25 protein-coding genes and 1 riboswitch are annotated in these 23,578 nt (G+C 66.2%); of the genes, 23 read left to right on the top strand and 2 right to left on the bottom strand.

Annotation, left to right across the window (positions count from 1 at the left end; translation table 11 throughout):
* Positions 1–104: 104 nt before the first annotated feature.
* On the bottom strand, positions 105–791 hold the full coding sequence (lexA, locus tag Q1J95_RS05400) for a transcriptional repressor LexA (protein ID WP_300266293.1): 687 nt from the start codon (positions 789–791) through the stop codon (positions 105–107).
* 265 nt (positions 792–1,056) lie between these two features.
* Here lexA and Q1J95_RS05395 point away from each other — a divergent pair, with 265 nt between their 5' ends.
* The 7 genes from Q1J95_RS05395 (at position 1,057) to Q1J95_RS05365 (ending at position 5,879) form a co-directional block, all read left to right on the top strand.
* Entirely contained in the window at positions 1,057–1,416 is a 360-nt protein-coding gene (locus Q1J95_RS05395) for a LysM peptidoglycan-binding domain-containing protein (protein ID WP_300266291.1), read from the top strand.
* A gap of 15 nt (positions 1,417–1,431) precedes the next feature.
* The gene (locus Q1J95_RS05390; RefSeq protein ID WP_300266289.1) at positions 1,432–2,517 is read left to right on the top strand and encodes a histidinol-phosphate transaminase; all 1,086 of its coding nucleotides are present in this window, start codon (positions 1,432–1,434) and stop codon (positions 2,515–2,517) included.
* Positions 2,511–3,119 carry an imidazoleglycerol-phosphate dehydratase HisB gene (gene hisB, locus Q1J95_RS05385; RefSeq protein WP_300266297.1) on the top strand — a complete coding sequence of 203 codons (609 nt, stop codon included), beginning with the start codon at positions 2,511–2,513 and terminating at the stop codon, positions 3,117–3,119. The genes Q1J95_RS05390 and hisB overlap by 7 nt, the downstream gene beginning before the upstream one ends.
* Complete coding sequence (hisH, locus tag Q1J95_RS05380) at positions 3,116–3,751, top strand: imidazole glycerol phosphate synthase subunit HisH (protein ID WP_300266287.1); 636 nt, start codon at positions 3,116–3,118, stop codon at positions 3,749–3,751. Before hisB ends, hisH begins: the two co-directional genes overlap by 4 nt.
* Positions 3,752–3,853: 102 nt before the next feature.
* Positions 3,854–4,600 carry a bifunctional 1-(5-phosphoribosyl)-5-((5-phosphoribosylamino)methylideneamino)imidazole-4-carboxamide isomerase/phosphoribosylanthranilate isomerase PriA gene (priA, locus tag Q1J95_RS05375; protein WP_300266286.1) on the top strand — a complete coding sequence of 249 codons (747 nt, stop codon included), beginning with the start codon at positions 3,854–3,856 and terminating at the stop codon, positions 4,598–4,600.
* Positions 4,584–5,378: an SseB family protein gene (locus tag Q1J95_RS05370; RefSeq protein WP_300266285.1), complete on the top strand. Its 795-nt coding sequence runs from the start codon at positions 4,584–4,586 to the stop codon at positions 5,376–5,378. The genes priA and Q1J95_RS05370 overlap by 17 nt, the downstream gene beginning before the upstream one ends.
* A 96-nt stretch (positions 5,379–5,474) precedes the next feature.
* Positions 5,475–5,879 (top strand): hypothetical protein, encoded by a 405-nt coding sequence (locus tag Q1J95_RS05365; RefSeq protein WP_300266284.1) that lies wholly within the window; start codon positions 5,475–5,477, stop codon positions 5,877–5,879.
* Positions 5,880–5,896: 17 nt separating this feature from the next.
* Here Q1J95_RS05365 and Q1J95_RS05360 read toward each other — a convergent pair whose 3' ends face one another.
* Positions 5,897–6,283 (bottom strand): DUF1844 domain-containing protein, encoded by a 387-nt coding sequence (locus Q1J95_RS05360; protein ID WP_300266296.1) that lies wholly within the window; start codon positions 6,281–6,283, stop codon positions 5,897–5,899.
* 245 nt (positions 6,284–6,528) lie between these two features.
* On the opposite strand from Q1J95_RS05360, the gene infC reads away from it, so the two are divergent.
* The 16 genes from infC to argB all read left to right on the top strand — a co-directional run.
* Entirely contained in the window at positions 6,529–7,161 is a 633-nt protein-coding gene (gene infC / locus Q1J95_RS05355) for a translation initiation factor IF-3 (protein WP_300266295.1), read from the top strand.
* Between the two features lie 73 nt (positions 7,162–7,234).
* Entirely contained in the window at positions 7,235–7,429 is a 195-nt protein-coding gene (gene rpmI / locus Q1J95_RS05350; RefSeq protein ID WP_300266283.1) for a 50S ribosomal protein L35, read from the top strand.
* A 33-nt stretch (positions 7,430–7,462) separates the two neighbouring features.
* Complete coding sequence (gene rplT, locus Q1J95_RS05345) at positions 7,463–7,849, top strand: 50S ribosomal protein L20 (RefSeq protein ID WP_033106886.1); 387 nt, start codon at positions 7,463–7,465, stop codon at positions 7,847–7,849.
* Between the two features lie 138 nt (positions 7,850–7,987).
* Positions 7,988–8,800: an RNA methyltransferase gene (locus Q1J95_RS05340; RefSeq protein WP_300266282.1), complete on the top strand. Its 813-nt coding sequence runs from the start codon at positions 7,988–7,990 to the stop codon at positions 8,798–8,800.
* A 90-nt stretch (positions 8,801–8,890) separates the two neighbouring features.
* On the top strand, positions 8,891–9,640 hold the full coding sequence (locus Q1J95_RS05335; RefSeq protein ID WP_300266281.1) for an amino acid ABC transporter ATP-binding protein: 750 nt from the start codon (positions 8,891–8,893) through the stop codon (positions 9,638–9,640).
* A gap of 34 nt (positions 9,641–9,674) precedes the next feature.
* Complete coding sequence (locus Q1J95_RS05330; protein ID WP_300266279.1) at positions 9,675–10,565, top strand: glutamate ABC transporter substrate-binding protein; 891 nt, start codon at positions 9,675–9,677, stop codon at positions 10,563–10,565.
* A 61-nt stretch (positions 10,566–10,626) separates the two neighbouring features.
* Entirely contained in the window at positions 10,627–11,283 is a 657-nt protein-coding gene (locus Q1J95_RS05325) for an amino acid ABC transporter permease (RefSeq protein ID WP_300266278.1), read from the top strand.
* The gene (locus Q1J95_RS05320; RefSeq protein ID WP_300266277.1) at positions 11,280–12,197 is read left to right on the top strand and encodes an amino acid ABC transporter permease; all 918 of its coding nucleotides are present in this window, start codon (positions 11,280–11,282) and stop codon (positions 12,195–12,197) included. The genes Q1J95_RS05325 and Q1J95_RS05320 overlap by 4 nt, the downstream gene beginning before the upstream one ends.
* Positions 12,198–12,266: 69 nt before the next feature.
* Positions 12,267–13,307, top strand: coding sequence for a phenylalanine--tRNA ligase subunit alpha (pheS, locus tag Q1J95_RS05315; RefSeq protein WP_300266276.1), 1,041 nt, complete (start codon positions 12,267–12,269; stop codon positions 13,305–13,307).
* The gene (pheT, locus tag Q1J95_RS05310; protein ID WP_300266275.1) at positions 13,307–15,808 is read left to right on the top strand and encodes a phenylalanine--tRNA ligase subunit beta; all 2,502 of its coding nucleotides are present in this window, start codon (positions 13,307–13,309) and stop codon (positions 15,806–15,808) included. Before pheS ends, pheT begins: the two co-directional genes overlap by 1 nt.
* Before the next feature lie 145 nt (positions 15,809–15,953).
* Positions 15,954–17,309 carry an HNH endonuclease signature motif containing protein gene (locus Q1J95_RS05305; protein WP_300266273.1) on the top strand — a complete coding sequence of 452 codons (1,356 nt, stop codon included), beginning with the start codon at positions 15,954–15,956 and terminating at the stop codon, positions 17,307–17,309.
* Between the two features lie 76 nt (positions 17,310–17,385).
* Positions 17,386–17,481: riboswitch (TPP riboswitch) on the top strand.
* Positions 17,464–18,321, top strand: a complete 858-nt coding sequence (gene thiM / locus Q1J95_RS05300; protein WP_300266271.1) for a hydroxyethylthiazole kinase — start codon at positions 17,464–17,466, stop codon at positions 18,319–18,321. It overlaps the preceding riboswitch by 18 nt.
* Complete coding sequence (locus Q1J95_RS05295; RefSeq protein ID WP_300266269.1) at positions 18,318–20,438, top strand: bifunctional hydroxymethylpyrimidine kinase/phosphomethylpyrimidine kinase; 2,121 nt, start codon at positions 18,318–18,320, stop codon at positions 20,436–20,438. The genes thiM and Q1J95_RS05295 overlap by 4 nt, the downstream gene beginning before the upstream one ends.
* A 254-nt stretch (positions 20,439–20,692) precedes the next feature.
* The gene (gene argC, locus Q1J95_RS05290) at positions 20,693–21,745 is read left to right on the top strand and encodes an N-acetyl-gamma-glutamyl-phosphate reductase (RefSeq protein WP_300266268.1); all 1,053 of its coding nucleotides are present in this window, start codon (positions 20,693–20,695) and stop codon (positions 21,743–21,745) included.
* Positions 21,742–22,902: a bifunctional glutamate N-acetyltransferase/amino-acid acetyltransferase ArgJ gene (argJ, locus tag Q1J95_RS05285; protein ID WP_300266267.1), complete on the top strand. Its 1,161-nt coding sequence runs from the start codon at positions 21,742–21,744 to the stop codon at positions 22,900–22,902. The genes argC and argJ overlap by 4 nt, the downstream gene beginning before the upstream one ends.
* Positions 22,899–23,578: acetylglutamate kinase (gene argB, locus Q1J95_RS05280; protein ID WP_300266266.1), on the top strand; the 680-nt coding region annotated here is incomplete at its 3' end. The genes argJ and argB, both read left to right, overlap by 4 nt.

Raw genomic sequence — 23,578 nt, 5'->3', positions numbered from 1 at the left:
TGCTCGGCAAAGTCGTGGCAGTGCTGCGCGCCGTGTGACGAGCTGAAGTAGCAGAAGCGCCGATCCGCTCATGAGCGGATCGGCGCTTCTGCTACTTCAGCTCGTCACACGGCGCGCAGCACTGCCACGACTTTGCCGAGCACGACCGCGTCGTCGCCCAGGATCGGCTCGAACGCGGAGTTGCGCGGTAGGAGCCAGGTGTGGCCGTCGCGCTGGCGGAACGTCTTCACCGTGGCTTCTCCGTCGAGCATCGCCGCGACGATCTCACCGTTCTCCGCACTGTTCTGTGAGCGGACGACGACCCAGTCGCCGTCGCAGATCGCCGCATCGATCATCGAGTCGCCCGACACCTTGAGCATGAACAGGTCGCCCTTGCCGACGAGCTGGCGGGGGAGGGGGAAGATCTCTTCGACCTGCTGGTCTGCCGTGATGGGGACGCCGGCGGCGATCTGACCGACCAGGGGGACCATGGCCGCATCACCGACGGGTGTGCTGACGTCGGCGGGGCTTTCCGTGCTCGTGCCCGGCAGATCGATGAGCACCTCCATCGCACGGGTCTTGCCCGGATCACGACGCAGATAGCCGCTGAGCTCGAGCTGACCCAGCTGATGGGTGACGCTGGAGAGCGACTTGAGCCCGACGGCGTCGCCGATCTCGCGCATGCTCGGCGGGTAGCCGTGCTTGGCGATCGACGTCTGGATCACCTCGAGGATCGCCAGCTGCTTCGCGCTGAGGTTCTTGCGCCTGCGTGTGCGCGGCGCCTCAGGACCGGGGGCGGAGATGTCGCTCATGAGTGCTCCTTAGTGCGCGATTCCGAGGCCGCTCTTCGAATGTCGGAGGCCCGTGGTGGGGTGTCGTTATCGAAACCGTATCCGAGAAACAGTCCGATTCGGAAGATCTGTTCGAGCGTGTCGGCCATTTCGGGTGATCGGTTTCGAAGAGATCTTGACAGATGTTCGAATTCGAAGATACATTCGGTACGTAGCTTCGCATTCCCCGCTCCCGGCCGAGCGGAGAATGCGAACGCTACGCCACAGAGGCAGAGGAGAAAATCTCATGAGCAGCATCAGCATCGCCCCCGGTTCCGCTCGCACCGTTCGCGCGACGCGTCTGCGGTTGACGGCGCGCGGTCGCCGTGTGCTGCTCGCGCTCGCGGCGGTGCCGCTGGCCGTCGGCATCGGTATCGGTGCTGTCAGTGGCGGTTCGGCTCTTGCTTCCGGAGATGCGGTTCCCGCGGCCAGCCTCGAGACGGTGACGGTGCTGCCGGGTGACACGCTGTGGGCGATCGCCGAGTCTGTGGCGCCGAACGTCGACCCGCGTGAGGCCATCCACGAGATTCAGAAACTCAACGCGCTGACGAACGGCTCACTGCAGGCTGGCCAGCAGCTGGTGATCCCGGCTGAGTACGCCGGCTGATCTAACATGGGAAGCGTGACTGCTTCTCTTGGCGACTTACCTCTCCGCGACGATCTTCGCGGGCTCACACCATATGGCGCACCACAGGCTCCGTTGCCGATTGCGCTGAACGTCAACGAGAACACGCATCCCGTCCCCGACGAGGTCGCGAGCGACATTCTCGACGACATCGCCGTTGCTCTTCGCGATGTGAACCGCTATCCCGATCGCGAGTTCACGACACTTCGGGAGTCGTTTGCCGAGTACCTGGGGCACGATCTCGATGCGTCGCAGATCTGGGCGGGGAACGGGTCGAACGAGGTGCTGCAGCACATTCTGCAGGCATTCGCCGGTCCGGGACGCACGGTCTTCGGCTTCTCGCCGACATATTCGATGTACCCGTTGCTGACCCAGGGCACCGGGGCGCGCTGGGTTGCCGGCACGCGTCAGCCCGACTATACGATCACCCCTGACGATGCCGCGGCGCAGGTGCTCGAACATGACCCCGATGTCATTCTGCTCTGCTCGCCCAACAACCCGACAGGCACGGCGCTGGGGCTCGACGTCGTCGAAGCTGTCTACGAGGCCGCCCGCGGTGTGGTCGTGGTCGATGAGGCCTACCAAGAGTTCGCGCACCGCGACACCGTCTCGGCACTCGCTCTTCTCGAAGGGCGCCCGCGCCTGGCGGTGTCGCGCACGATGAGCAAGGCCTTCGCGTTCGCCGGCGCTCGAGTCGGGTACCTGGCTGCTGATCCGGCTTTCATCGACGCGTTGCGTCTGGTGCGTCTGCCGTACCACCTGAGTGCGCTGACCCAGGCCGCGGCGATCGCGGCGCTGCGCAACTCCGACACGATGCTCGCGATGGTCGACGAGATCGTCGAGCAGCGCGATCGCATCACGGCGACGCTCGAAGCTCTGGGGTTCCAGCCGCACGAGTCGGGGTCGAACTTCGTGCTGTTCGGTGGTGTCGCTGACCCCCAGGCGACCTGGCGGGCGCTGTATGACCGAGGTGTGCTGGTGCGCGATGTGGGCATCGCTGGCCACTTGCGCGTGACAGCGGGCACCGAGGCTGAGACGACCGCGTTCCTTGATGCTCTGGCCTCGATAGACTCGGCATCATGAGCGTTTCTCGCACCGCCAGCCGCAACCGCAGCACGTCCGAGTCGACTGTCGAGGTCGAACTCAACCTCGACGGCACCGGACAGAGCCAGATCGACACGTCTGTGCCCTTCTTCGATCACATGCTCACCGCCTTCGCGAAGCACTCGCTCACCGACCTGACGGTGCGCGCATCGGGTGACACGCACATCGACGCACACCACACGGTGGAAGACATCTCGATCGTGCTCGGGCAGGCGATCGGCGAGGCGCTGGGCGACAAGGCTGGCATCTCGCGCTACGGCGATGCTCTGGTGCCGCTCGATGAGGCGCTGGCGCAGGCCGTCGTCGACATCAGCGGGCGTCCGTTCCTTGTGCACGACGGCGAGCCGGCGGGCTTCGAGCTTCACCTGATCGGCGGGCACTTCACCGGTTCGCTCGTGCGCCACGCTTTTGAGGCGATCACGTTCCACGCTGGCCTCACGGTGCACGTGCGCGTGCTCGGCGGGCGCGACCCGCACCACATCGCCGAAGCCGAGTTCAAGGCGTTCGCCCGCGCGTTTCGCCAGGCAAAGGCACTCGATCCGCTCGTCGTGGGCATTCCCTCGACCAAAGGCGCGCTGTGACGCGCAGGCCCACTGTCGCGGTCTACGACTACGAATCGGGCAACGTTCACTCGGCCGTCAAAGCGCTCATCGCAGCGGGGGCAGACGCAACGCTGACCGGCGACCGCACGGCGGCGCTGGAGGCTGACGGTCTCTTCGTGCCGGGCGTCGGTGCGTTCGCGGCCGTGCGACACGCCCTGGCCGATCGTGGCGGCGACGAGATCATCGACCGGCGGCTGTCGGGCGGGCGTCCGGTGCTCGGTGTCTGCGTGGGCATGCAGGTGATGTTCGAGCGTGGCGTCGAGCGCGGTCAGAACATCGAGGGCCTGGGTGAGTGGCCAGGCACGGTCGCGGAGCTGGCCGCCCCGGTGCTGCCGCACATGGGCTGGAACACGGTCACCCCTGACGACGGCAGCACGCTGTTTCGCGGGATTGAAGGCGAGCGCTTCTACTTCGTGCACTCGTACGCGGCGCAGAACTGGGAGCTCGACGTCATCCCACCGTTTCCGCAGCCGAAGCTGACCTGGACGACCTATGGCACGCCGTTTCTCGCTGCGGTCGAGAACGGTCCGCTCTCAGCGACCCAGTTCCACCCGGAGAAGTCCGGTGATGCCGGCATCCAGCTGCTGCGCAACTGGGTGGAGAGCCTCTGACCCGCACGATCGCTCGCGGCATTTGAGACCGGATCGATCCGGGCGGTAATCTCAGTACTTGTCCCCTCCAGTGGGGGCCCGCCACCCGACACTGAGGATGACATGACCGACTTCGCGTCCACGCCCAAGCTCACTCTTCTTCCGGCGGTCGATGTCGCCGACGGTAAGGCCGTGCGCCTGACCCAGGGTGAAGCGGGGTCAGAGACCAGCTACGGCGACCCGCTTGAGGCCGCTGGGGAGTGGGTTTCACAGGGCGCCGAGTGGATTCACCTCGTCGACCTCGATGCTGCTTTCGGCCGCGGCAACAACACCGCGATCATCCGTAAGGTCATCAAACAGTACCGTGGCGTGAACATCGAGGTCTCTGGCGGCATCCGCGACGATGCCAGCCTCGAGGCCGCACTCGAGAGCGGTGCCACACGCATCAACCTCGGCACGGCCGCGCTCGAGAACCCGGAGTGGGCAGCTGACGTGATCGGTCGGTATGGTGACGCCGTCGCGGTCGGTCTGGACGTTCGCGGCACGACGCTCGCAGCACGCGGGTGGACGAAAGAGGGCGGAGACCTCTGGGAGGTGCTCGAGCGTCTGGAAGAGGCCGGTTGCAGCCGCTACGTCGTCACCGACGTCACGAAAGACGGCACACTGCGCGGCCCGAACCTCGACCTGCTGCGTCAGGTCGTCGCACGCACGCCGAAGCCGGTCGTCGCCTCGGGCGGCATCTCGAACCTCGACGACATCATCGCGCTTCGCGAGCTGGTTCACCTCGGCGTCGAGGGTGCGATCGTAGGCAAGGCGCTCTACGCTGGCGCGTTCACGCTGACTGAGGCTCTGGATGTCGCCGGCGACTGACGACTCTTGCGACCATGGCGCGAACGGCGGGGCCGACTCCGCCGGCGTTCCGTGGGAAGGACGCGCCTTCGAGTCGAACCCGCACGCCGGCGATGACGGCTCTGCTGATCCTGCGCTGCGGGACGCACTGGTTCGCTTCCGAATGGGGGAGGGCAGCCAGGCCGAGGTCGTCGATGCGTTCCGCTCGGCCCGGGTGCTGATCCCACTCATCGCCGAGAAGGGTGAAGAGGGCGTGGCGCCCAGCGGTCTCGCCATCGACAAGACGCAGGAGCTGTCGATTGTGACGGTGGCCGCGCCCGACGGCCGGACGGTTCAGCCGGTGTTCTCATCTGTTGAGACGATGCAGAAGTGGGACCCGGCCGCGCGACCTATTCCGGTGCCTGCGACCAGGGCAGCTCTCGCCGCTTCGTCAGAGGACACCGACCTCATCGTGCTTGATCCGACATCGGACACCGAGTTCGTCATTCGTCGACCGGCAGTGTGGGCGATCGCGCAGGAGCAGCCGTGGGACCCGAGCTTCCTCTCACCAGAGGTCTTCGCCGCGCTCCAGGAGAGCGTCGCACATGAGCTTGCCGTGATCGATGTCGCCGTCGCATCCGGCGATCCTGACGCCCGACTGCACGGCCCTGAACTGATCGTGATTCTTGAACTCGTAGACGGACTGGAGCGCGAGGTGCTCGACGCCATTCTGGCGCGCCTTGCTCAACGCTGGGCGGCTGATGACCGCATCGCGGTCCTGGCCGACTCGCTGACGGTGAAGCTCACCCGCAGCGCGTAGAAGCCGCGCGGCGAGAAACGGTCTTCTGCACGAAACATGGCCTGGCAGGGCCTGTCTCATGCTGTAAACCATTTCTCGTCGCGGTACGGTCGGGTCATGCGCAGAGCGGTGGCCGGCGGGATGCTGGGAGTTGCACTTGTGGCGGGCGCCACGGGATGCACGCCGCCGGGCGCCGTATGCCCGGCGATCGGCTGGATCAATACTGTGATCGTTGATGCGTCCGCCTTCGGTGAGGATGTGTTCGTGCAGCTGTGCGTGGATGCCGGATGCTCGACGGAACCGGGTACGCCTCCCACAGTTTCCTCAGATCTGGGGGTTCCCGCCCTCGCCGAAGACGATGAGTTCCACGTGGGTATGACCACGCCAGAACACGCCACAGTTCGCATCTACGATGCCAGTGGCACGCTCATCCGAGAATCAGAACACGACATCGCCTGGGTGCTATCGGCGGAGGCCTGTGGCGGTCCCGCCACCGCAAGCCCTATCACGCTGACACCGTGACAGCGACCGGCCCCGTTCTAGCTGACCGGGCCGGTCCATTTCTCTCCAGGGCCCTTGCCGATCGGGTCAGGAATGGCGGATGCTTCCCGGAAGGCGAGCTGCAGAGAACGCAGCCCGTCGCGCAGCGAGCGTGCGTGCATGTCGCTGATCTCCGGCGCGCCCGCCGTGATCAAACCGGCAAGCGCGTTGATGAGCTTGCGCGCCTCGTCGAGGTCGAGCTCGGAGTCAGGATTGTCGGCGAGGCCGGTCTTGACGGCGGCGGCGCTCATGAGGTGAACGGCGGCTGTGGTGATCACCTCGACAGCGGGGACGTCAGCGATGTCGCGTGTCGCGGCGGACGCTGCCTCTTCTTGCTGCTGCCACTGTGCGTGGCGGTCGTCGTGGTCGTCGCCCTGAACCGGAATCGTCACTTTGCCTTGCCTTCTGTTAGACTTTGGCGCGGCTCCGAAGCGTTTTGCTTCGGAACGAAAGAGGATTCACTTCCCACCCGCGCTTGCCGTTCCAGGCTACCGGGTCTTGCACTCCGTCGGCTCACGTCGGCAGATCGGACACAGTCCGATGTTTAGGGTGCGAAGCCGGCGTCTGAATGCCGGTGGGTGGGAGACGACTCTGATTTCGCCCGTGGCGCAGCCAGCGACACGGTGGCCAAATCCACTCGTCTAAGGAGCTCCGCATCAGCGATCCCCGTACCAATGAGCGCATCCGCGTCCCCGAGGTCCGCCTCGTCGGCCCCGCGGGTGAGCAGATCGGCGTCGTCCGTATCGAGGCTGCCCTGCGCCTCGCGCAAGAAGCCGATCTCGACCTCGTTGAGGTCGCCCCCAACTCCAAGCCTCCCGTTGTGAAGATCATGGATTACGGGAAGTTCAAGTACGAGGCTGCCCAAAAGGCGAAGGAAGCGCGTCGTAATCAGGCGAACACGATCCTCAAAGAGGTGCGGTTCCGTCTGAAGATCGAAGCGCACGACTACACGACGAAACTCAAGCGTGCCGAGGGCTTCCTCAAGGCCGGTGACAAGGTCAAGGCCATGATCCTGTTCCGCGGTCGTGAGCAGTCTCGTCCCGAGCAGGGTGTTCGTCTGCTGCGTAAGTTCGCAGAAGATGTCGCCGAGCTCGGCACGGTCGAGTCGAACCCCACGATCGACGGCCGCAACATGGTGATGGTCGTCGCTCCGCTGAAGAACAAGTCCGATGCGAAAGCCGAGCAGAACGCACAGCGGGCAGCCAACAAGGCGGCTCGTAACAGCACCAGCTCAGCCAAGAAGGACGACACATCCGCGGGCTGACCCGCTCCACATACTCCCGTCCACGGCGGGTTGACACCGTCGCCTGAGAAGGCGCCACACGAAGGAAGAGAAGATGCCGAAGCAGAAGACCCACTCGGGTGCGAAGAAGCGCTTCAAGACCACCGGCAGCGGCAAGCTGAAGAAGCAGCAGGCCGGTATGCGCCACAACCTCGAGCACAAGTCGAGCCGTCGTACGCGCCGCCTCAACCAGGACCAGGTCCTGGCGAAGGCTGACGTCCGCACGACCAAGAAGCTCCTCGGTCGCTGACGCGTCCGTACGCACGAATAGGAATCCAGGAAAATGGCAAGAGTCAAGCGGGCGGTAAACGCCCACAAGAAGCGTCGCGTCATCCTCGAGCGCGCATCCGGTTACCGCGGCCAGCGTTCGCGTCTGTACCGCAAGGCCAAAGAGCAGGTCACCCACTCGCTCGTCTACGCGTACCGTGACCGTCGCAAGCGCAAGGGCGATTTCCGCCGTCTGTGGATTCAGCGCATCAACGCCGCTGCTCGCCAGAACGGCATCACGTACAACCGCTTCATCCAGGGCCTCGGTCTCGCTGGCGTGCAGGTCGACCGCCGCATGCTCGCCGAGCTGGCTGTGAACGAGCCGGCGACGTTCGTGTCGCTGGTCGAGACGGCCAAGAAGGCACTGCCTTCTGACGTCAACGCACCGAAGTCGGCTGCGTAAGCACTTCTTCTGAATCGGGCGCTTCCCTGCGGGGAGCGCCCGATTCGCGTTTCCGGGCGTCGGTATGTCGGATTGCGGATTGGCGACTGGCGGGTGAACGTGCGGAGTATTCGGCGGCATCATCCCTAGACTGAGAGCGTGCTGGAGAATCCCCGGTCCCCTCGCGTTCGAGCGGTGGCGAAGCTGACCAAGCGCAGCGCGCGTGCCGAGACCGGTCTATTTCTCCTGGAGGGGCCGCAGGCTGTCCGCGAGGCACTGGCGTACAGCCCCGAGGCGATCGTGGAGCTGTTTGCGACGACGTCCGGCTGGGAGAAGCACTCCGATCTGCGCTCGGGGGCCGAAGTGCACGGTCTGGTGGTCGAGTACGTCACCGAACAGGTTCTCAATGCGATGGCCGACACGGTCACGCCACAGGGCGTGATCGCCGTGGTCCGTCAGACGCCGACGTCTGTGAGCGATATCTTCGCGACATCCCCGCGGCTTGTCGCGATCTGTCAAGAGATTCGCGACCCGGGAAACCTGGGCACGATTATTCGAGCAGCGGATGCGTCGGGCGCTGACGCCGTCGTCTTGACCGGTCGGACGGTCGATCCGTACAACCCGAAGGTCGTGCGCTCGACGACCGGGTCGTTGTTTCACCTTCCCATCTCGGTCGGTGGAGACCTCGACGATGTGATCGAGCATGCACGCGCAGCAGGGCTCACCGTGCTGGCCGCCGACGTCAAGGGCGACGACCTCATGCAGGCTCGCGCTGACGGCGCTCTCGCCGGCCGCACGGCCTGGCTCTTCGGGAACGAGGCCCACGGGTTGGACGAGTCTGCCCTCGGACTGGCGGACCACGTATTGAAGCTGCCGATATTCGGACGTGCCGAATCTCTCAACCTCGCCACCGCCGCGAGCGTCTGTCTCTACGAAAGCGCGTTCACCCAGCGTGCGGCCCGTGAGGGCTGAACGCGGCATCCGAGTTTTATCGGTTACAACTCGATAACCGGCACAGCGTGGCGCTGGTCACGGAGAGGTCGCACTCCCTATTGTGGGGACATGACCGAGACTGGTGCACCGCTTGTCGTGGTGGAGAACGTTCAGAAGCACTATGGCGAGTTCCAAGCGCTGACCGACATCGACCTCACCGTACACAGGGGCGAGGTCGTCGTCGTGATCGGCCCATCGGGCTCGGGCAAGTCGACGCTGTGCCGCACAATCAACCGACTGGAGACCATCACCAGCGGCAGCATCACGATCGATGGCAAAGAACTTCCCGCTGAGGGCAAGGGCTTGGCCACCCTGCGTGCCGATGTCGGCATGGTCTTTCAATCGTTCAACCTGTTTGCGCACCTGACGATTCTCGAGAACGTGACACTGGGGCCCATCAAGGTCCGCGGGCTCAAGAAAGCCGCCGCTGACGAAGAGGCGATGAAGCTTCTCGAGCGTGTCGGCGTTGCGCAGCAGGCCTCCAAACTCCCCGCGCAGCTCTCGGGCGGACAGCAGCAGCGCGTCGCGATCGCACGTGCTCTCGCGATGCATCCGAAAGTCATGCTCTTCGATGAGCCCACCAGCGCTCTCGACCCGGAGATGATCAACGAGGTGCTCGATGTCATGGTGCAGCTCGCCAAAGAGGGCATGACCATGATCGTCGTCACCCACGAGATGGGCTTCGCGCGTAAAGCCGCCGACCGGGTGGTCTTCATGGCTGACGGCCAGATCGTCGAAGAGAACACGCCCGACGAGTTCTTCACGAACCCGCAGAGCGATCGTGCCAAAGACTTCCTCTCGAAGCTTCTCACCAACTGACTCACCGCACACACAGCACACGAAGGAGACGATCATGCGACGTACACGAACTCTGACAGGTATCGGCATCGCGGCAGTGACCCTGCTCGCCCTGACCGCCTGCAACAGCGGCAGCCCCTCCGGCGGCGGCGAGGCACCTGATGCCGAGGTCGCCGACGATGTCGCGCTCGAAGGCAGCCCCACCTACGACGCGATGGTCGAGCGCGGCGGCCCGATCATCGGTGTGAAGGAAGACCAGCCCAACCTCGGCTACCTCGACGTCACGACCGGTGAGCGCAGCGGTTTCGACATCGAGATCGCACGCTGGATCGCGGGCTCGCTCGGCTTCAGCGAGGATGACATCACCTACGAGCCGATCGCGTCGGCCAACCGCGAGCAGGCGCTCGTGAACGGCGACATCGACTACTACGTCGGCACGTACTCGATCACCGATCAGCGCAAGGAGCAGATCGACTTCGCCGGCCCCTACTTCGTCACCGGCCAGGGCTTCCTCGTCAGCGCTGACAGCGAGATGACCGAGGTGAGCGACGTCTCCGACTTCAACGGCATGACCGTCTGCTCGGCGACCGGCTCCACGCCGATCCAGAACATCAAGGAGAACTTCCCTGAGATCAGCACCGAAGAGTACGACATCTACTCTGCGTGCGTCGACGACCTGCTCAGCGGCAAGGTCGACGCGGTGACCACGGATGCAGCGATCCTCATCGGCTACGCCGCCCAGTACCCCGACGAGCTGACGGTTCTCGACGGCCTGTTCACCGAAGAGCGTTACGGCGTCGGCATCCCGAAGGGCGACACGGCCCTGCTCGAGCACATCAACACCCTCTTCACCGACGGCGGCGACAAGTGGCAGGAAATCTTCGACGCCACGCTCGGTCAGTCGGGCATCGAGGTCGAGCAGCCGGCAGTCGACCCGGTCGAGTGAGTCTGATCGGTGGGGAGCACGGCAGCGTGCTCCCCACCGCTACCTGAAAGAAGGAGGGCGCGTGGACGCCATCTCTGGCAACCTCGACCTGTGGGGCGAGGGCATCACGTACACGCTGCTGGTGTTCTTCTTCGGCGGCATCATCGCGCTGGTGCTGGGCACGATCGTCGGGGCCATGCGCGTCTCGCCCGTGCCGGTCGCGCGTGCTGTCGGCACCGCGTACGTCACGCTTGTACGTAACACCCCGCTCACGCTCGTCTTCTTCTTCTTCGTCTTCGGGTACAGCGCGCTGGCTCTTCCCACGCTGTCGAACACGGTGCTCGGCATCCTGGCCATCGGAATCTATACGGCGACCTACGTCGCCGAGACACTGCGTGCCGGCATCAACACGGTGCCCGTCGGGCAGGCCGAGGCCGCGCGCGCGATCGGGTTGCCGTTCGGACAGGTCATGACGCAGGTCGTTCTGCCGCAGGCCTTCCGCTCTGTTGTTCCTCCCATGATGAGCGTGTTCATCGCTCTGCTGAAGAACACCACGGTTGCCGCCGGATTCTCGATCGCCGTTCTTCCGCAACTGCAGTCCACCATCTCCAACTCGCACACCCGCCCGGGCAGCCCGATGGAGATTCTGCTGTGGGTCGCGGTCATCTTCGTCGCCCTGGTCATGCTGCTGACCTGGTTGCAGCGAACTCTTGAGAATCGTTGGAGGATCGCACGATGAGCTCCGTCCTCTTCGACGTGCCGGGGCCACGTGCCCGCCGTCGCAATATGATCCTCGCGATCGTGACGATCCTCGTCGTTGTCGCGGTCATCGCCTTTCTGCTGTGGCGCCTGTCCCTGACCAACCAGTTCAGCGCTGCCAAGTGGAACGTCTTCACCTTCTCGACGGTGTGGACGCAGATCGGCGAGATGCTGCTGAACACGCTTCGCGCGTTCGCCCTGGCCGCCATCTTGAGCTTGGCGCTCGGATTCGTACTGGCGATCGGCCGACTGTCGGAGCACGCGTGGGTGCGCGTGCCGGTGACCGTGGTGACCGAGTTCTTCCGCGCTGTGCCAGTGCTCGTGATGATGATGATCCTCTACTACGGCATGCCGACGCTCGGCGTGAAGATGGAGCCGTACTGGGCCGTCGTGATCGCCCTCATGCTCTACAACGGCTCGGTGCTGGCCGAGGCCTTGCGCGCAGGTATCGAGTCGCTGCCGCGCGGCCAGAAAGAGGCCGGATACGCGATCGGTCTGCGCAAGACCGGTGTCATGACGCTCATCCTGCTGCCGCAGGCCGTTCGTGCCATGCTGCCCGTGATCGTCGCTCAGCTCGTCGTGACGATGAAGGACACCGCGCTGGGCTTCCTCATCACGTACCAGGAGCTGCTGTATTTCGCGAAGCTGCTCAGCTCTCAGCCGGGCCGCCCCATTCTGCAGTCGGCGCTGATCATCGGTGGCATCTACATCGTGATGTGTCTGATCCTGTCGGGTATCGCGAAGTGGCTGGAGATCCGCACCCGCCGCTCGCCGAAGCTGAAGGCGCTCGCCGCTGACAACGCGGCAGTGATGCATGAGGGCACCGACACCGAGCTCATCGCCGCGCAGACCGGCGCCGGAAAATTCGATCAGGGCGGATCCGGCATTCGGTGACGCGGCTGAGCACGGCAGCCCTACAACGCGGTGCGACGCGTATACCCAGCCCCGGTAGACTCGTCTCTCGTGTCAGACGTTCCTGAAATCACCCCTGAAGCAGTAGAGGCCGCCGTTGCCGCAGCGCTTGCGGCCATCGCGGCTGCCGCCGATACCGCCGAGCTGAAAGCGGCCCGATCCGCACACGTCGCCGATGGTTCGCCGCTCGCGGTTCTCAACGCCTCGATGCGGCAGGTGGCGCCGGAGAACAAGGCGACCTTCGGCAAGCTCGTCGGCCAGGGCCGTGGACAGGTGACGAAGGCCCTCGCCGCTCGCGAGGCTGAGCTTGCCGAGGCCGAGACCGCCGCGCGGTTGGAGGCCGAGCGCGTCGACATCACGGCCGTCGCTTCGCGCTCGCGCATCGGCGCGCGTCATCCGCTCACTCTCCTGCAGGATGACGTCTGCGACATCTTCGTCGGCATGGGGTGGGAGATCGCGGAGGGGCCCGAACTCGAGCACGAGTGGTTCAACTTCGACGCGCTGAACTTCGATGTCGACCATCCCGCGCGTCAGATGCAGGACACTTTTTTCGTCGATCCGGTCGAGCGCCACCTGGTCATGCGCACGCACACGAGCCCGGTGCAGGTGCGCTCGATGCTCGAGCGAGAGGTGCCGATCTACGTGCTGTGCCCGGGCCGCGTCTACCGCACCGACGAGTTCGACGCGACGCACCTTCCGGTCTTCACCCAGTTCGAGGGGCTCGTGATCGACAAGGGCATCACGATGGCGCATCTGAAGGGAACGCTCGACCACTTCGCGAGGATTCTGTTCGGCCCCGAAGCGAAGACGCGCTTCCGCACGAACTATTTCCCGTTCACCGAGCCCTCGGCCGAGCTCGACCTGTGGCACCCGACATTCGCCGGCGGTGCGCGCTGGATCGAGTGGGGCGGCTGCGGAATGGTCAACCCGAACGTGCTGCGCGCGGCGGGAATCGACCCCGAAGAGTACAGCGGGTTCGCCTTCGGGATGGGAATCGAGCGCGGACTGATGTTCCGCAGTGATGTGAAAGACATGCGTGATATGGCCGAGGGCGATGTGCGCTTCAGCGAGCAGTTCGGGATGGTGGTGTGATGCGCGTCCCGCTTTCGTGGTTGCGTGAGTACGTCGATGTGGCGGCGGATGCTACGCCCGAGGTCGTTCTCGAAGCGCTGGTGTCGGTCGGGTTCGAAGAGGAAGACATTCACCACTTCGAGATATCCGGCCCGGTCGTCGTCGGCCAGGTGCTTTCGTTCGAAGCTGAGCCGCAGTCCAACGGCAAGACGATTCGCTGGTGCCAGGTCGACGTCGGCGACGAGCACGGCGGCGTCCGCGGAATCGTGTGCGGTGCGTCGAACTTCGCCGTCGGCGACAAGATCGTCGCGACGCTGCCTGGGTCTGTGCTGCCCGGGCCGTTCCCGATCGCTGCCCGCAAGACGTATGGGCATGTCTCGGACGGGATGATCGCGTCCGCGCGCGAGCTGGGGCTGGGCGATGAGCATGACGGCATTCTGGTGCTGGCGACGCTCGGTATCGACGCCCCCGTCGGAACGGACGCCATCGAGCTGCTCGGTCTCGACGATGTCGCTGTCGAGATCAATGTCACGCCTGACCGTGGTTACGCCTTCTCGGTGCGCGGCGTCGCTCGCGAGTACTCGCATGCGACGGGGGCGAGCTTCCGGGATCCTGCCGCACACGAGTGGGCTGAGGTCGAGCCGGGGTCGGGATTCCCGCTCGCGGTGACGGCCGAGCCGCTGCGTGACGCTGCTGCCGTGCAGGAGTTCGTGGTTCGCGTCGTCCGCGATGTCGATCCGTCCCTCCCGACGCCCCCGTGGATGATCGCGCGCCTCTCGTTGGCCGGCATCCGCTCACTCGGTGTGCTCATCGACATCACGAACTACGTGATGCTCGAACTCGGCAATCCGATTCACGGCTACGACCTCGACAAGCTCTCCGGCGGCATCACGGTGCGCCGCGCCGAACCGGGGGAGAGGCTCACGACCCTCGACGGCAACGAGCGAAAGCTGCATGTCGAAGACCTGTTGATCACCGACGATTCCGGGCCCATCGGTCTTGCCGGCGTCATGGGTGGCGGCACGACCGAGATGAGCGATGCGACGCGCAACGTGCTCATCGAGGCGGCGATCTTCGATGCCGTTTCGATCGCGCGCACGGCCAGGCGGCACAAGCTCCCCAGCGAGGCGTCCAAGCGCTTCGAGCGCGGTGTCGATCCGCTGATTCCCTTCATCGCTGCCCGCCGCGTCGCCGACCTGATGGTCTCGCTCGCTGGTGGGCGCCTCGACAACGTCGGTGGAGCGTTGTTCACCGAGGTCGAGATCGCCGGTATCGACCTACCGGCAGGGTTCGTCTCCGGCCTCATCGGGGTTGACTACGACCCCAGCGAGGTCACCGGTGCGCTCGAGACGATCGGCGCCGAGATCACCGAGACCGACCAGGGCTGGCTGGTCATTCCGCCGAGCTGGCGCCCTGATCTCACCGACAAGTGGACGCTCGCGGAAGAGGTCGCCCGCATTCACGGACTCGACCGCATTCCGTCGGTGCTTCCCACGCCGCCGTCGGGGCGAGGCCTGACCGACATGCAGCGAGGGCGCCGTCGCGTCGCGAACGCGCTCGCGGCTTCCGGTCTCGTCGAGACTCCGGCGTTCCCGTTCACGACCGAGGCGCACAACGACCTGCACGGTTCGGCCGCGGGAGCGCATCTGCCCAGCATCCGCTTGGCGAATCCGCTCGACGGCCAGGCGCCGTTCCTGCGCCGCTCGCTGATTCCGGGGCTCTTGCAGGTCGCGCACCGCAACATCTCGCGCGGACTCACGGATCTGGCGATCTTCGAGCTCGGATCGGTGTTCCTTCCCGAGCCCGGCGTCGTCTACGGCACTGATGAGGTTCCCCCTCTCGGGCAGCGCCCCGACGATGAGACTCTGGCGGCGCTGGATGCGTCGCTCCCGCCGCAGCCACGGCACGTGGCCGCGCTGTTCACCGGCAACGTCACGCCGCGCCAGCCTGGGCGTGGCGCCGAGGCGGCAGATCTGTCGGTCGCGCTGGATGCTGTGCGTGCCATCGCCGTGGCGGCCGGTGTCGACATCGATGTGGCGCAGGGTCAGCGTGTGGCTCTTCACCCGGGACGCACCGGCGTGCTGAGCGTCGATGGCGTCGAGGTGGGCTACGTCGGCGAACTGCATCCGAGTGTGGCATCCGATGCTGATCTTCCCGGCCGGGCTGTCGTGCTCGAGCTCGATCTGGACAGGGTGCTGACATTGGCCGGCGCGCGCGTGGTCGTCGAGTCGCTGTCGACGTTCACCGCGGCGACGCAGGATGTATCGCTCGTCGTTCCGGTGGCTGTCACGGCCGCCGAGTTGCGTGCTGCCCTCGTGGAGGGCGCGGGCGACCTGCTCGAGTCGGTGCGACTGGTCGACGACTACCGCGGGTCGGGTCTCGACGAGGGGCAGAAGAGCCTGACGTATGCGCTGCGGTTCCGCGCATCGGACCGCACGTTGACGGCTGCGGAGGCGACCGAGGCGAAGCTCGCCGGTGTCGCGCTGGCGACCGAGCGTTTCGGAGCGAGCATTCGCGACTGATCTGCGCCGTCCGAGAAGAGCAGGCTCTGGGCGGCGAGATTCTGCCAGGGAAGTGGAACCCTGACAGCGTATGATTCGAATAAAAATACGAAGAAAAGTCCGCTGTTCACCGTCGAATAACGTAGCTATCTGCTACCTTGGAGGTATGGAGCAGTTCGTTGATGACGTCGATGACATGCCGCGCGATGCCGCGTTCGTCGTCGCTCATGCTCTTGACGATCTGCAGTGCGCCGAGATCGACATGAATCGATACGCTGCGCGTCGCGCAGCCCAGATCGCGGATGCTGTCTCGCTCGCTCGCCGCAATCCCGAGGCTTACCTGCTGGAATGCGGGTCGGATGCCGCCGACGAGGCCGAGCGTGCCGTGATCTTCGACATCTCGCTCCGGTTGAAGCGGTCAGAAGATGACGTCCGCGCAGAGCTGTGGACTGTTCAGACGGCGATGCGTCAGCTCCCCACCCTGTGGCTGCACGCGCGTGATGGCTTCGTTTCGATGTACCTGGTCTCGCGGGCGGTGTGGGCGCTCGGCCGGTTGCAAGCACCATTCAACGCGACGCCTGAGCAGCGTGCGGCCGAACGTGAGGCGGCGCGCCTCATCGACGAGGCGACAGCTGAATGGGCGTTCTCCTGTTCGCCCGAGAACTTCCTGCGGCGCCTTCGTCGCCTGGTCAAGCGCCTCGACCCCGAGCCGGCCGAGGAGCGCCACGCCCGTGCGCTGAGTGATCGCCGTGTCGCAGTCGAGCACGAGGAAGACGGGATGAGCTGGATCAACGCCTACGTTCCCACGACCGAGGCGCTGGCTGTTGACCGCCGACTGACTGCGACGGCCAAGCAGGTGAAGAAGGGCGACCCCTGCGAGGTGCGCACGATCGCGCAGATCCGTGCCGACCTGTTCTCAGAATGGCTCCGCGGCGTCGGCACCGCCCGCGCAGCACAGACGAAGGTCTTCGTCACGATTCCGGTGCAGCTGCTCGCGGGCGACGGCGCTGCTGTTCTGCCGACACCCACGGCCGAGATCGTGGGCCATGGGCCCATCGACCCGCTCACGGCGAAGCAGCTCTTCCTCGACACCGGCGTCTTCCGCCGGGTGATCGTCGATCCGATCGACGGCGTGGTCATCGACATGGAACGCCGGAGCCGCTACGCAACCACGGCGCAACGTGACTGGCTGATACTTCAACACGGCACCTGCTCCCGCGACGGGTGCACGCGCCTCGCCCTCGACGCCGACATCGACCATCGGGTTCCGTGGGCGCAGGGCGGCAGAACCAACCTCGGCGAGCTGCGACCATTGTGCCCACGCGATCACGCGTCGCGACACCGAACGCGTGCCGTCTACCGTTCTCGACCCGACGGATCGGTCGAAGTCACCACTCCCACCGGCTTCCGCACCACGGCGCCGCCGTCCGAGAACCACGCCGATCTGCCATTCGCGCGCCGTGCCGACGCGCCAGAGCACCACACCAACGTGCGGTCAGCAACGCTCGCTGCTCCGTTCTGATCACCGCTGCACGTGATCCGGCGCGAGTCCGCGGGCGATCCGGCGCGTCTCTTACCTCTCCGGGCATAGACTGATGCGCAGTGACACGGGGTGCCGCCGTCGCGCGGCTGAGAACAGACCCGTCGAACCTGATCTAGCTCGTACTAGCGAAGGGATGTCCGCCTTGAGCGACCGTCTGCGTCCATCGTCCACTTTCTCCGTCGCCGAGGAGGTCGCGCCCCTGCTCGAACAGGTGCGCTCCGACTCGCCGCTGATCCACTGCATCACCAACGCCGTGGTCACCGGCTTCACCGCTAATGTTCTGCTCGCGACGGGAGCCGCGCCAGCGATGGTCGACATCGTCGATGAATCGGGTATGTTCGCCGCGGTCGCCTCCGGTCTGCTGGTGAACCTGGGCACTCCTGCGCCGGAGCAGCGGGCGGCGGCTCGAGAGGCCGTTGCCGGCGCGACTGAGGCAGGCACCCCCTGGGTGCTCGACCCGGTCGCGATCGGCGCGCTCCCCGTGCGCACCGCGCTCGCCCACGAACTCGTCGCTGAGCGCCCGTCGGCGATCCGCGGGAACGCGTCGGAGATCCTCGCCCTCGCTGGCATCAGCGCCGGCGGACGGGGAGTGGACGCCACGGACACCCCGGATGCCGCGGCAGACGCCGCCGCATCCCTCGCCGAGCGCTTCGGCAGCGTCGTGGCCGTCTCCGGCGTGGTCGATCTGGTCACCGACGGCGAGCGGGTCATCCGCATCGCGAACGGCGATGCCCTGCTCACCCGCGTGACCGGCGGTGGGTGCGCACTCGGCGCGGTGATGGCGGCGTTCCTCGGGGTAGCGCGCGGCACGAGCGTTTCGACTCTGACGGCGGTCGCCGCGGCATCGTTGTTCTATACCGTTGTTGCAGAGCAGGCTGCGACGCAGGCGGCGGGCCCCGGCACCTTCGCGGTCGCGCTGCTTGATGCGCTCTCGAGCACCACGGCCGAACATATCGTCCGGGCCGCGCGCGTCGAGGTATTCGTCGCATGAGCGTCGATCTGTCGGTCTACCTCGTCACCGACGCCGCACTGTGCGGAGATCGCGGTGTCGCCGCGGTGGTCCGTGAGGCGGTTGCCGGCGGCGTGCGGGTCGTTCAGCTTCGTGACAAGGCGGCCAGCGACGCTGAGATCGTCGAGCAGCTCATCGAACTCTCGGCGATCACAGCAGGCCGTGCGGCGCTGATCGTCAACGACCGGCTCGAGGCTGCCATCGAGGCCAGGCGTCGTGGCGCACACGTGGACGGCATCCACCTCGGTCAGGGCGACGCCTCTGTGCTGCGTGCCCGAGAGCTGCTGGGTCCCGATGCGATCATCGGGTTGACGGCCAACACCCAGGAGCATCTCGAGGCCGTTCGCATGCTCCCCACGGGCGCCGTCGATCATCTCGGCGTCGGGGTGATTCGGCCAACCAGCACGAAACCCGACCACCCGCCGGCGCTGGGCATCGAGGGATTCCGCGCCATCGCCGCCGCGAGCCCGGTACCGTGCGTGGCGATCGGGGGAGTGGGCATCGACGACGTCGACGCGTTGCGCGATGCCGGGGCGGCGGGCGTCGCCGTCGTCTCCGCGCTGTGCGCGGCGGAAGACCCGCGAGAGACCGCGCGCGAGCTGCGGGCTCGGTGGCGCGGCATCGGCCGGGTCCCGCGTGTTCTCAGCATCGCCGGGAGCGACCCGTCCGGCGGTGCAGGGATCCAGGCCGATGTCAAGGCGATCGCGGCCAACGGCGGCTATGCAATGGCGGTGGTCACCGCACTCACCGCCCAGAACACCCACGGCGTGCGCGCCGTGCACGTGCCTCCGGCGTCGTTCCTCGCCGAGCAGCTCGACGCGATCTCCGATGACATCCCGGTGGATGCCGTGAAGATCGGCATGCTCGCAAACGCCGAGGTGATCGGCGCTGTGCAGCGCTGGCTCGACACACACGAGCCGAAGACCGTGGTGATCGACCCGGTCATGATCTCCACGAGCGGCGACCGGCTGCTCGATTCGGCTGCCGAGAGCGCGCTGCGGGAGTTGCTGCTTCGCGCCGATGTGATCACCCCGAACCTGGCCGAGTTGGCCACGTTGGCCGGCACTGAGCCGACATCGGACTGGACACGAGCGAAAGAGACCGCCGCAGTCCTCGCAGCCCGCTTCGACACGATCGTCCTCGTCAAGGGGGGCCATCTCGGCGGTGACGATGCACCTGACGCCCTGGTGACGGCTGATGGCGCCGAGGAGTTCACCGGAGCCCGCATCTTCACCGATGCCACGCACGGCACGGGGTGCTCGCTCTCTGCGGCCCTGGCGACCCGCCGCGCCGCCGGTGACGATTGGAACGATGCGCTGCGCAGTGCGCGTGCGTGGCTGCGCGAGTCTCTGCATGCCGCGGATGACCTCGGAATCGGCCACGGGAACGGGCCGGTGCACCATTTCGCCGGTCTCTGGCAACGGGGAGGACTGGTGACGAGCCCCACGCCCGCCGACGTGCGCAGCCAGTGGTGGGAGCGCATCGCGCAGGTGCGTGCCGACATCGACGAGCTGCCGTTCATCCGAAGACTCGCCGACGGCACTCTCGAACGTATCGCGTTCCTCGACTATCTGGCGCAGGACGCGATCTATCTCGGCGAGTACGCCAGGGTACTGGCCGAGGCGGCTCGGCTGGCGCCCACGTCGATCGAGCAGTCCTTCTGGGCGAACGGCGCGCATGGCGCGATCTCCGTCGAGCTCCAGCTGCACACGGCGTGGCTGCGCTCGGCGCCAGAGGCCCCCGATGCCCGGCCCAGCGCGGTGACGACCGCATACCTCGATCACCTGCGCTCCGTCGGATACCGCGGGAGCTATGACGAGGTCATCGCCGCAGTGCTGCCCTGCTATTGGCTCTACGCCGACCTCGGAGTGCGCCTGCACCGCGGCGATCTCGGTGCGTACGCGCTTGACCCGGAGCATCCGTACGCCTCGTGGCTGCAGACGTACGCAGATGATGCCTTCGCGCGGGCGACGGAAACGGCGATCGGATTCGTCACCGCGCGCGCGAGCGCAGCCACCGAGCAGACACGCGAACGGATGCTGCGCGCATTCGAGGTCGCAGCGCGCCACGAACGGGCTTTCTTCGCCGCGCCGCTCTGAGCAGAACCGCCTGCGCGGAGGAGCGTGATTTGCGGATGCCGCGGCTTCAGCGCTACTCTCACGACATGCCTTCGCTCGCATCAGCCTCCTCGACGCTCGCTCTGAGCGTCATCGTGGTGCGGCGACGTCGCGGCCGCCGACTCTAGGCGACCCCGAAGCATCCCGCTGCGCTCGCGGCGTGGGTATCGGTGTCGCCGCCCTTCGACTGGCTCAGGGGACGAAGTCCCGGCATCCACGACCCTTAAGGTAGAACCATGACGTATACCGTCGCCGTTTCCGGCGCATCCGGCTATGCGGGCGGCGAGATTCTGCGCCTGCTCGCCAACCATCCTGACATCGACATTCGCACCGTCACTGCGCATTCGAACGCAGGCCAGCCGCTCATCCAGCATCAGCCGCACCTGCGCTCGCTCGCACACCTCACCCTGCACGAGACCACCCCCGAGGTGCTCGCCGGGCACGACATCGTCTTCCTTGCGCTTCCGCACGGCCAGTCGGGCCAGTACACGGATGCCCTCGGCGATGCATCGCTCGTCATCGACGCGGGCGCCGACCACCGCCTGACCTCCCAGGACTCGTGGGACGCCTTTTACGGCGGCACTTTCCACGAACCGTGGACCTACGGCGTCCCCGAGCTGCTCGTCGACGGAAAGAAACAGCGTGAGAATCTTCGCGGCGCGACGCGCATCGCCGCCCCCGGGTGCAACGCGTCCACCGTGAGCTTGAGCCTGGCCCCCGGCGTAGCCGCGGGAGTCATCGACCCCAGCGACATCGTGACCATGCTCGCGGTCGGCCCATCGGGCGCTGGCAAGAGCCTGAAGCCTCACCTCCTCGGCGGCGAACTGCTCGGCACCGCGAACCCCTACGCTGTCGGTGGCACGCATCGGCACATCCCCGAGATCCAGCAAGCCCTTCGACAGGCTCGGGGGTCGGCGGCGGTCGAGCCCCGCATCTCCTTCACACCCGTGCTCGTGCCGATGGCGCGGGGCATCCTCGCCACCTCAACCGCGCCGATCGTCGACGGCGTCAGTGATGACGAGGTTCGCGCGGCCTGGGAGAGTGCATACGGCGATGAGACCTTCGTTCAGGTGCTGCCAGGGGGAAGCTTCCCCCGCACGGCTGACGTACTGGGCGCGAACACGGCGTTGATGGGGCTCGCCGTCGACCGCGCCGCGAACCGGGTGACCGTCGTCACCGCGGTCGACAACCTCGTCAAGGGCACCGCCGGTGCGGCCGTCCAGTCCATGAACCTCGCGCTCGGCCTTCCAGAAGACCGTGCGCTGACTGTGAACGGAGTGGCGCCGTGAGCATCACCGCACCCGCAGGTTTCGAAGCGGCCGGCGTCGCCGCCGGCCTCAAGTCCACCGGCAAGCCCGATGTCGCCGTGGTCGTGAACCGTGGCCCGCAGAAGGTCGGCGCCGCTGTCTTCACCAGCAACCGCGCCAAGGCGAACCCGATCATCTGGTCGCAGCAGGCGATCCAGGACGGCGTGGTCGAGGCGATCGTGCTCAACTCCGGCGGGGCGAACTGCTTCACGGGCAGCTTCGGGTTCCAGACCACGCACCAGACCGCAGAGAAAGCCGCCGAGCTTCTCGGCGTGAGCGCTGGCGACGTGCTGGTGTGCTCGACGGGGCTCATCGGCACCGGCGACGAGGTCTTCCGCGCGAAGGTGCTCGATGGCACCGAGAAGGCGATCGCCGCACTGAGCGTCGACGGCGCAGACGCCGCATCCGACGCGATCATGACGACCGACTCGCGCCCGAAACGATATACCTACGCGGATGCCGGTGGCTGGTCCATCGGCGGGATGGCCAAGGGCGCGGGCATGCTCGCCCCGGGCCTGGCGACCATGCTGGTCGTGCTCACGACGGATGCCGAGCTCACCGCAGAAGAGGCCGATGAAGCTCTGCGTGCGGCGACCCGGGTGAGCTTCGACCGCCTCGACTCCGACGGCTGCATGTCCACGAACGATCAGGTGACGCTGATGGCCAGCGGCGCCAGCGGCGTTCGCCCAGACCTGGCAGCTTTCCACGCCGGGCTCGTCATCGTCTGCACGGCGCTCGCCGAGCAGCTGCAGTCCGACGCCGAGGGGGCCAGCCACGACATCGAGATCGTCGTCGTCGGCGCAGCCAGCGAAGACGACGCCGTCGAGGTGGGGCGCTCCATCGCGCGCAACAATCTCTTCAAGGCCGCGATCTTCGGCAACGACCCCAACTGGGGTCGGGTGTTGGCCGCGATCGGCACGACCGAGGCGCAGTTCGACCCCTACAACGTCGATGTCAGCTTCAACGGCGTGCGCGTGTGCACCGCTGGTGGTCCCGATCGTCCTCGCGACGAGGTCGATCTCACCCCGCGTGCCACGAGCATCCTCGTCGATCTGCAGGTCGGCGACGCCCGGGCACGCATCCTCACCAACGACCTCACCCACGATTACGTCCACGAGAACAGCGCCTACTCCTCATGACCGATATCCAAGACACCCCCGCTGATGTCGCCGAGCTGAAGGCGACGACACTGATCGAGTCGCTGCCGTGGCTGAAGAAGTTCCGCGACCAGATCGTCGTGATCAAATACGGCGGAAACGCCATGGTCAGCGATGAGCTGCAGGAGGCCTTCGCGCAGGACATCGCCTACCTCCGCTACGTCGGCGTGCAGCCGGTCGTCGTGCACGGCGGCGGACCGCAGATCTCGAACATGCTCGACCGTCTCGCGATCCCCAGCGAGTTCAAGGGCGGCTACCGGGTCACCAACACCGAGGCGATCAGCGTCGTGCGCATGGTGCTCACCGGGCAGGTGAACCCGCAGCTGGTCGCCAAGATCAACTCGCACGGTCCCATCGCCACCGGTCTCAGCGGTGAGGATGCCGGCTTGTTCGGCGGACGCCGCCGCGGCGTCGTCATCGACGGCGAGCAGGTCGACCTCGGCCGCGTCGGAGATGTCGTGCAGGTCGATCCGACCGCGGTTCTCGACCACCTCGCCGCTGGGCGCATCCCGGTGATCTCCTCGATCGCGCCCGACCTCGACAACCCGGGGCAGTCGTTGAATGTGAATGCGGATGCCGCGGCATCCGCTCTTGCTGTCGCGCTGAACGCGAGCAAACTCGTCGTCCTCACCGACGTGCCCGGTCTGTACGCCGACTG

The sequence above is a fragment of the Microbacterium sp. genome (assembly GCF_029263575.1).
Classification (GTDB): domain Bacteria; phylum Actinomycetota; class Actinomycetes; order Actinomycetales; family Microbacteriaceae; genus Microbacterium.
The sequence above is the reverse complement of the archived record's forward strand: the minus strand, read 5'-3'. Positions and strand labels throughout refer to the sequence as shown.

What these genes read in the sequence shown, in the direction of transcription:
- Q1J95_RS05370 (WP_300266285.1), top strand. Translation starts at nt 4,584, where the DNA reads ATGTCGCCGGCGACTGACGACTCTTGCGACCATGGCGCGAACGGCGGG.
- thiM (WP_300266271.1), top strand. Translation starts at nt 17,464, where the DNA reads ATGTCCGCCTTGAGCGACCGTCTGCGTCCATCGTCCACTTTCTCCGTC.
- Q1J95_RS05365 (WP_300266284.1), top strand. Translation starts at nt 5,475, where the DNA reads ATGCGCAGAGCGGTGGCCGGCGGGATGCTGGGAGTTGCACTTGTGGCG.
- Q1J95_RS05320 (WP_300266277.1), top strand. Translation starts at nt 11,280, where the DNA reads ATGAGCTCCGTCCTCTTCGACGTGCCGGGGCCACGTGCCCGCCGTCGC.
- rplT (WP_033106886.1), top strand. Translation starts at nt 7,463, where the DNA reads ATGGCAAGAGTCAAGCGGGCGGTAAACGCCCACAAGAAGCGTCGCGTC.
- lexA (WP_300266293.1), bottom strand. Translation starts at nt 791, where the DNA reads ATGAGCGACATCTCCGCCCCCGGTCCTGAGGCGCCGCGCACACGCAGG.
- pheT (WP_300266275.1), top strand. Translation starts at nt 13,307, where the DNA reads ATGCGCGTCCCGCTTTCGTGGTTGCGTGAGTACGTCGATGTGGCGGCG.
- Q1J95_RS05335 (WP_300266281.1), top strand. Translation starts at nt 8,891, where the DNA reads ATGACCGAGACTGGTGCACCGCTTGTCGTGGTGGAGAACGTTCAGAAG.
- Q1J95_RS05305 (WP_300266273.1), top strand. Translation starts at nt 15,954, where the DNA reads ATGGAGCAGTTCGTTGATGACGTCGATGACATGCCGCGCGATGCCGCG.
- Q1J95_RS05395 (WP_300266291.1), top strand. Translation starts at nt 1,057, where the DNA reads ATGAGCAGCATCAGCATCGCCCCCGGTTCCGCTCGCACCGTTCGCGCG.
- argC (WP_300266268.1), top strand. Translation starts at nt 20,693, where the DNA reads ATGACGTATACCGTCGCCGTTTCCGGCGCATCCGGCTATGCGGGCGGC.
- Q1J95_RS05295 (WP_300266269.1), top strand. Translation starts at nt 18,318, where the DNA reads ATGAGCGTCGATCTGTCGGTCTACCTCGTCACCGACGCCGCACTGTGC.
- priA (WP_300266286.1), top strand. Translation starts at nt 3,854, where the DNA reads ATGACCGACTTCGCGTCCACGCCCAAGCTCACTCTTCTTCCGGCGGTC.
- Q1J95_RS05330 (WP_300266279.1), top strand. Translation starts at nt 9,675, where the DNA reads ATGCGACGTACACGAACTCTGACAGGTATCGGCATCGCGGCAGTGACC.
- rpmI (WP_300266283.1), top strand. Translation starts at nt 7,235, where the DNA reads ATGCCGAAGCAGAAGACCCACTCGGGTGCGAAGAAGCGCTTCAAGACC.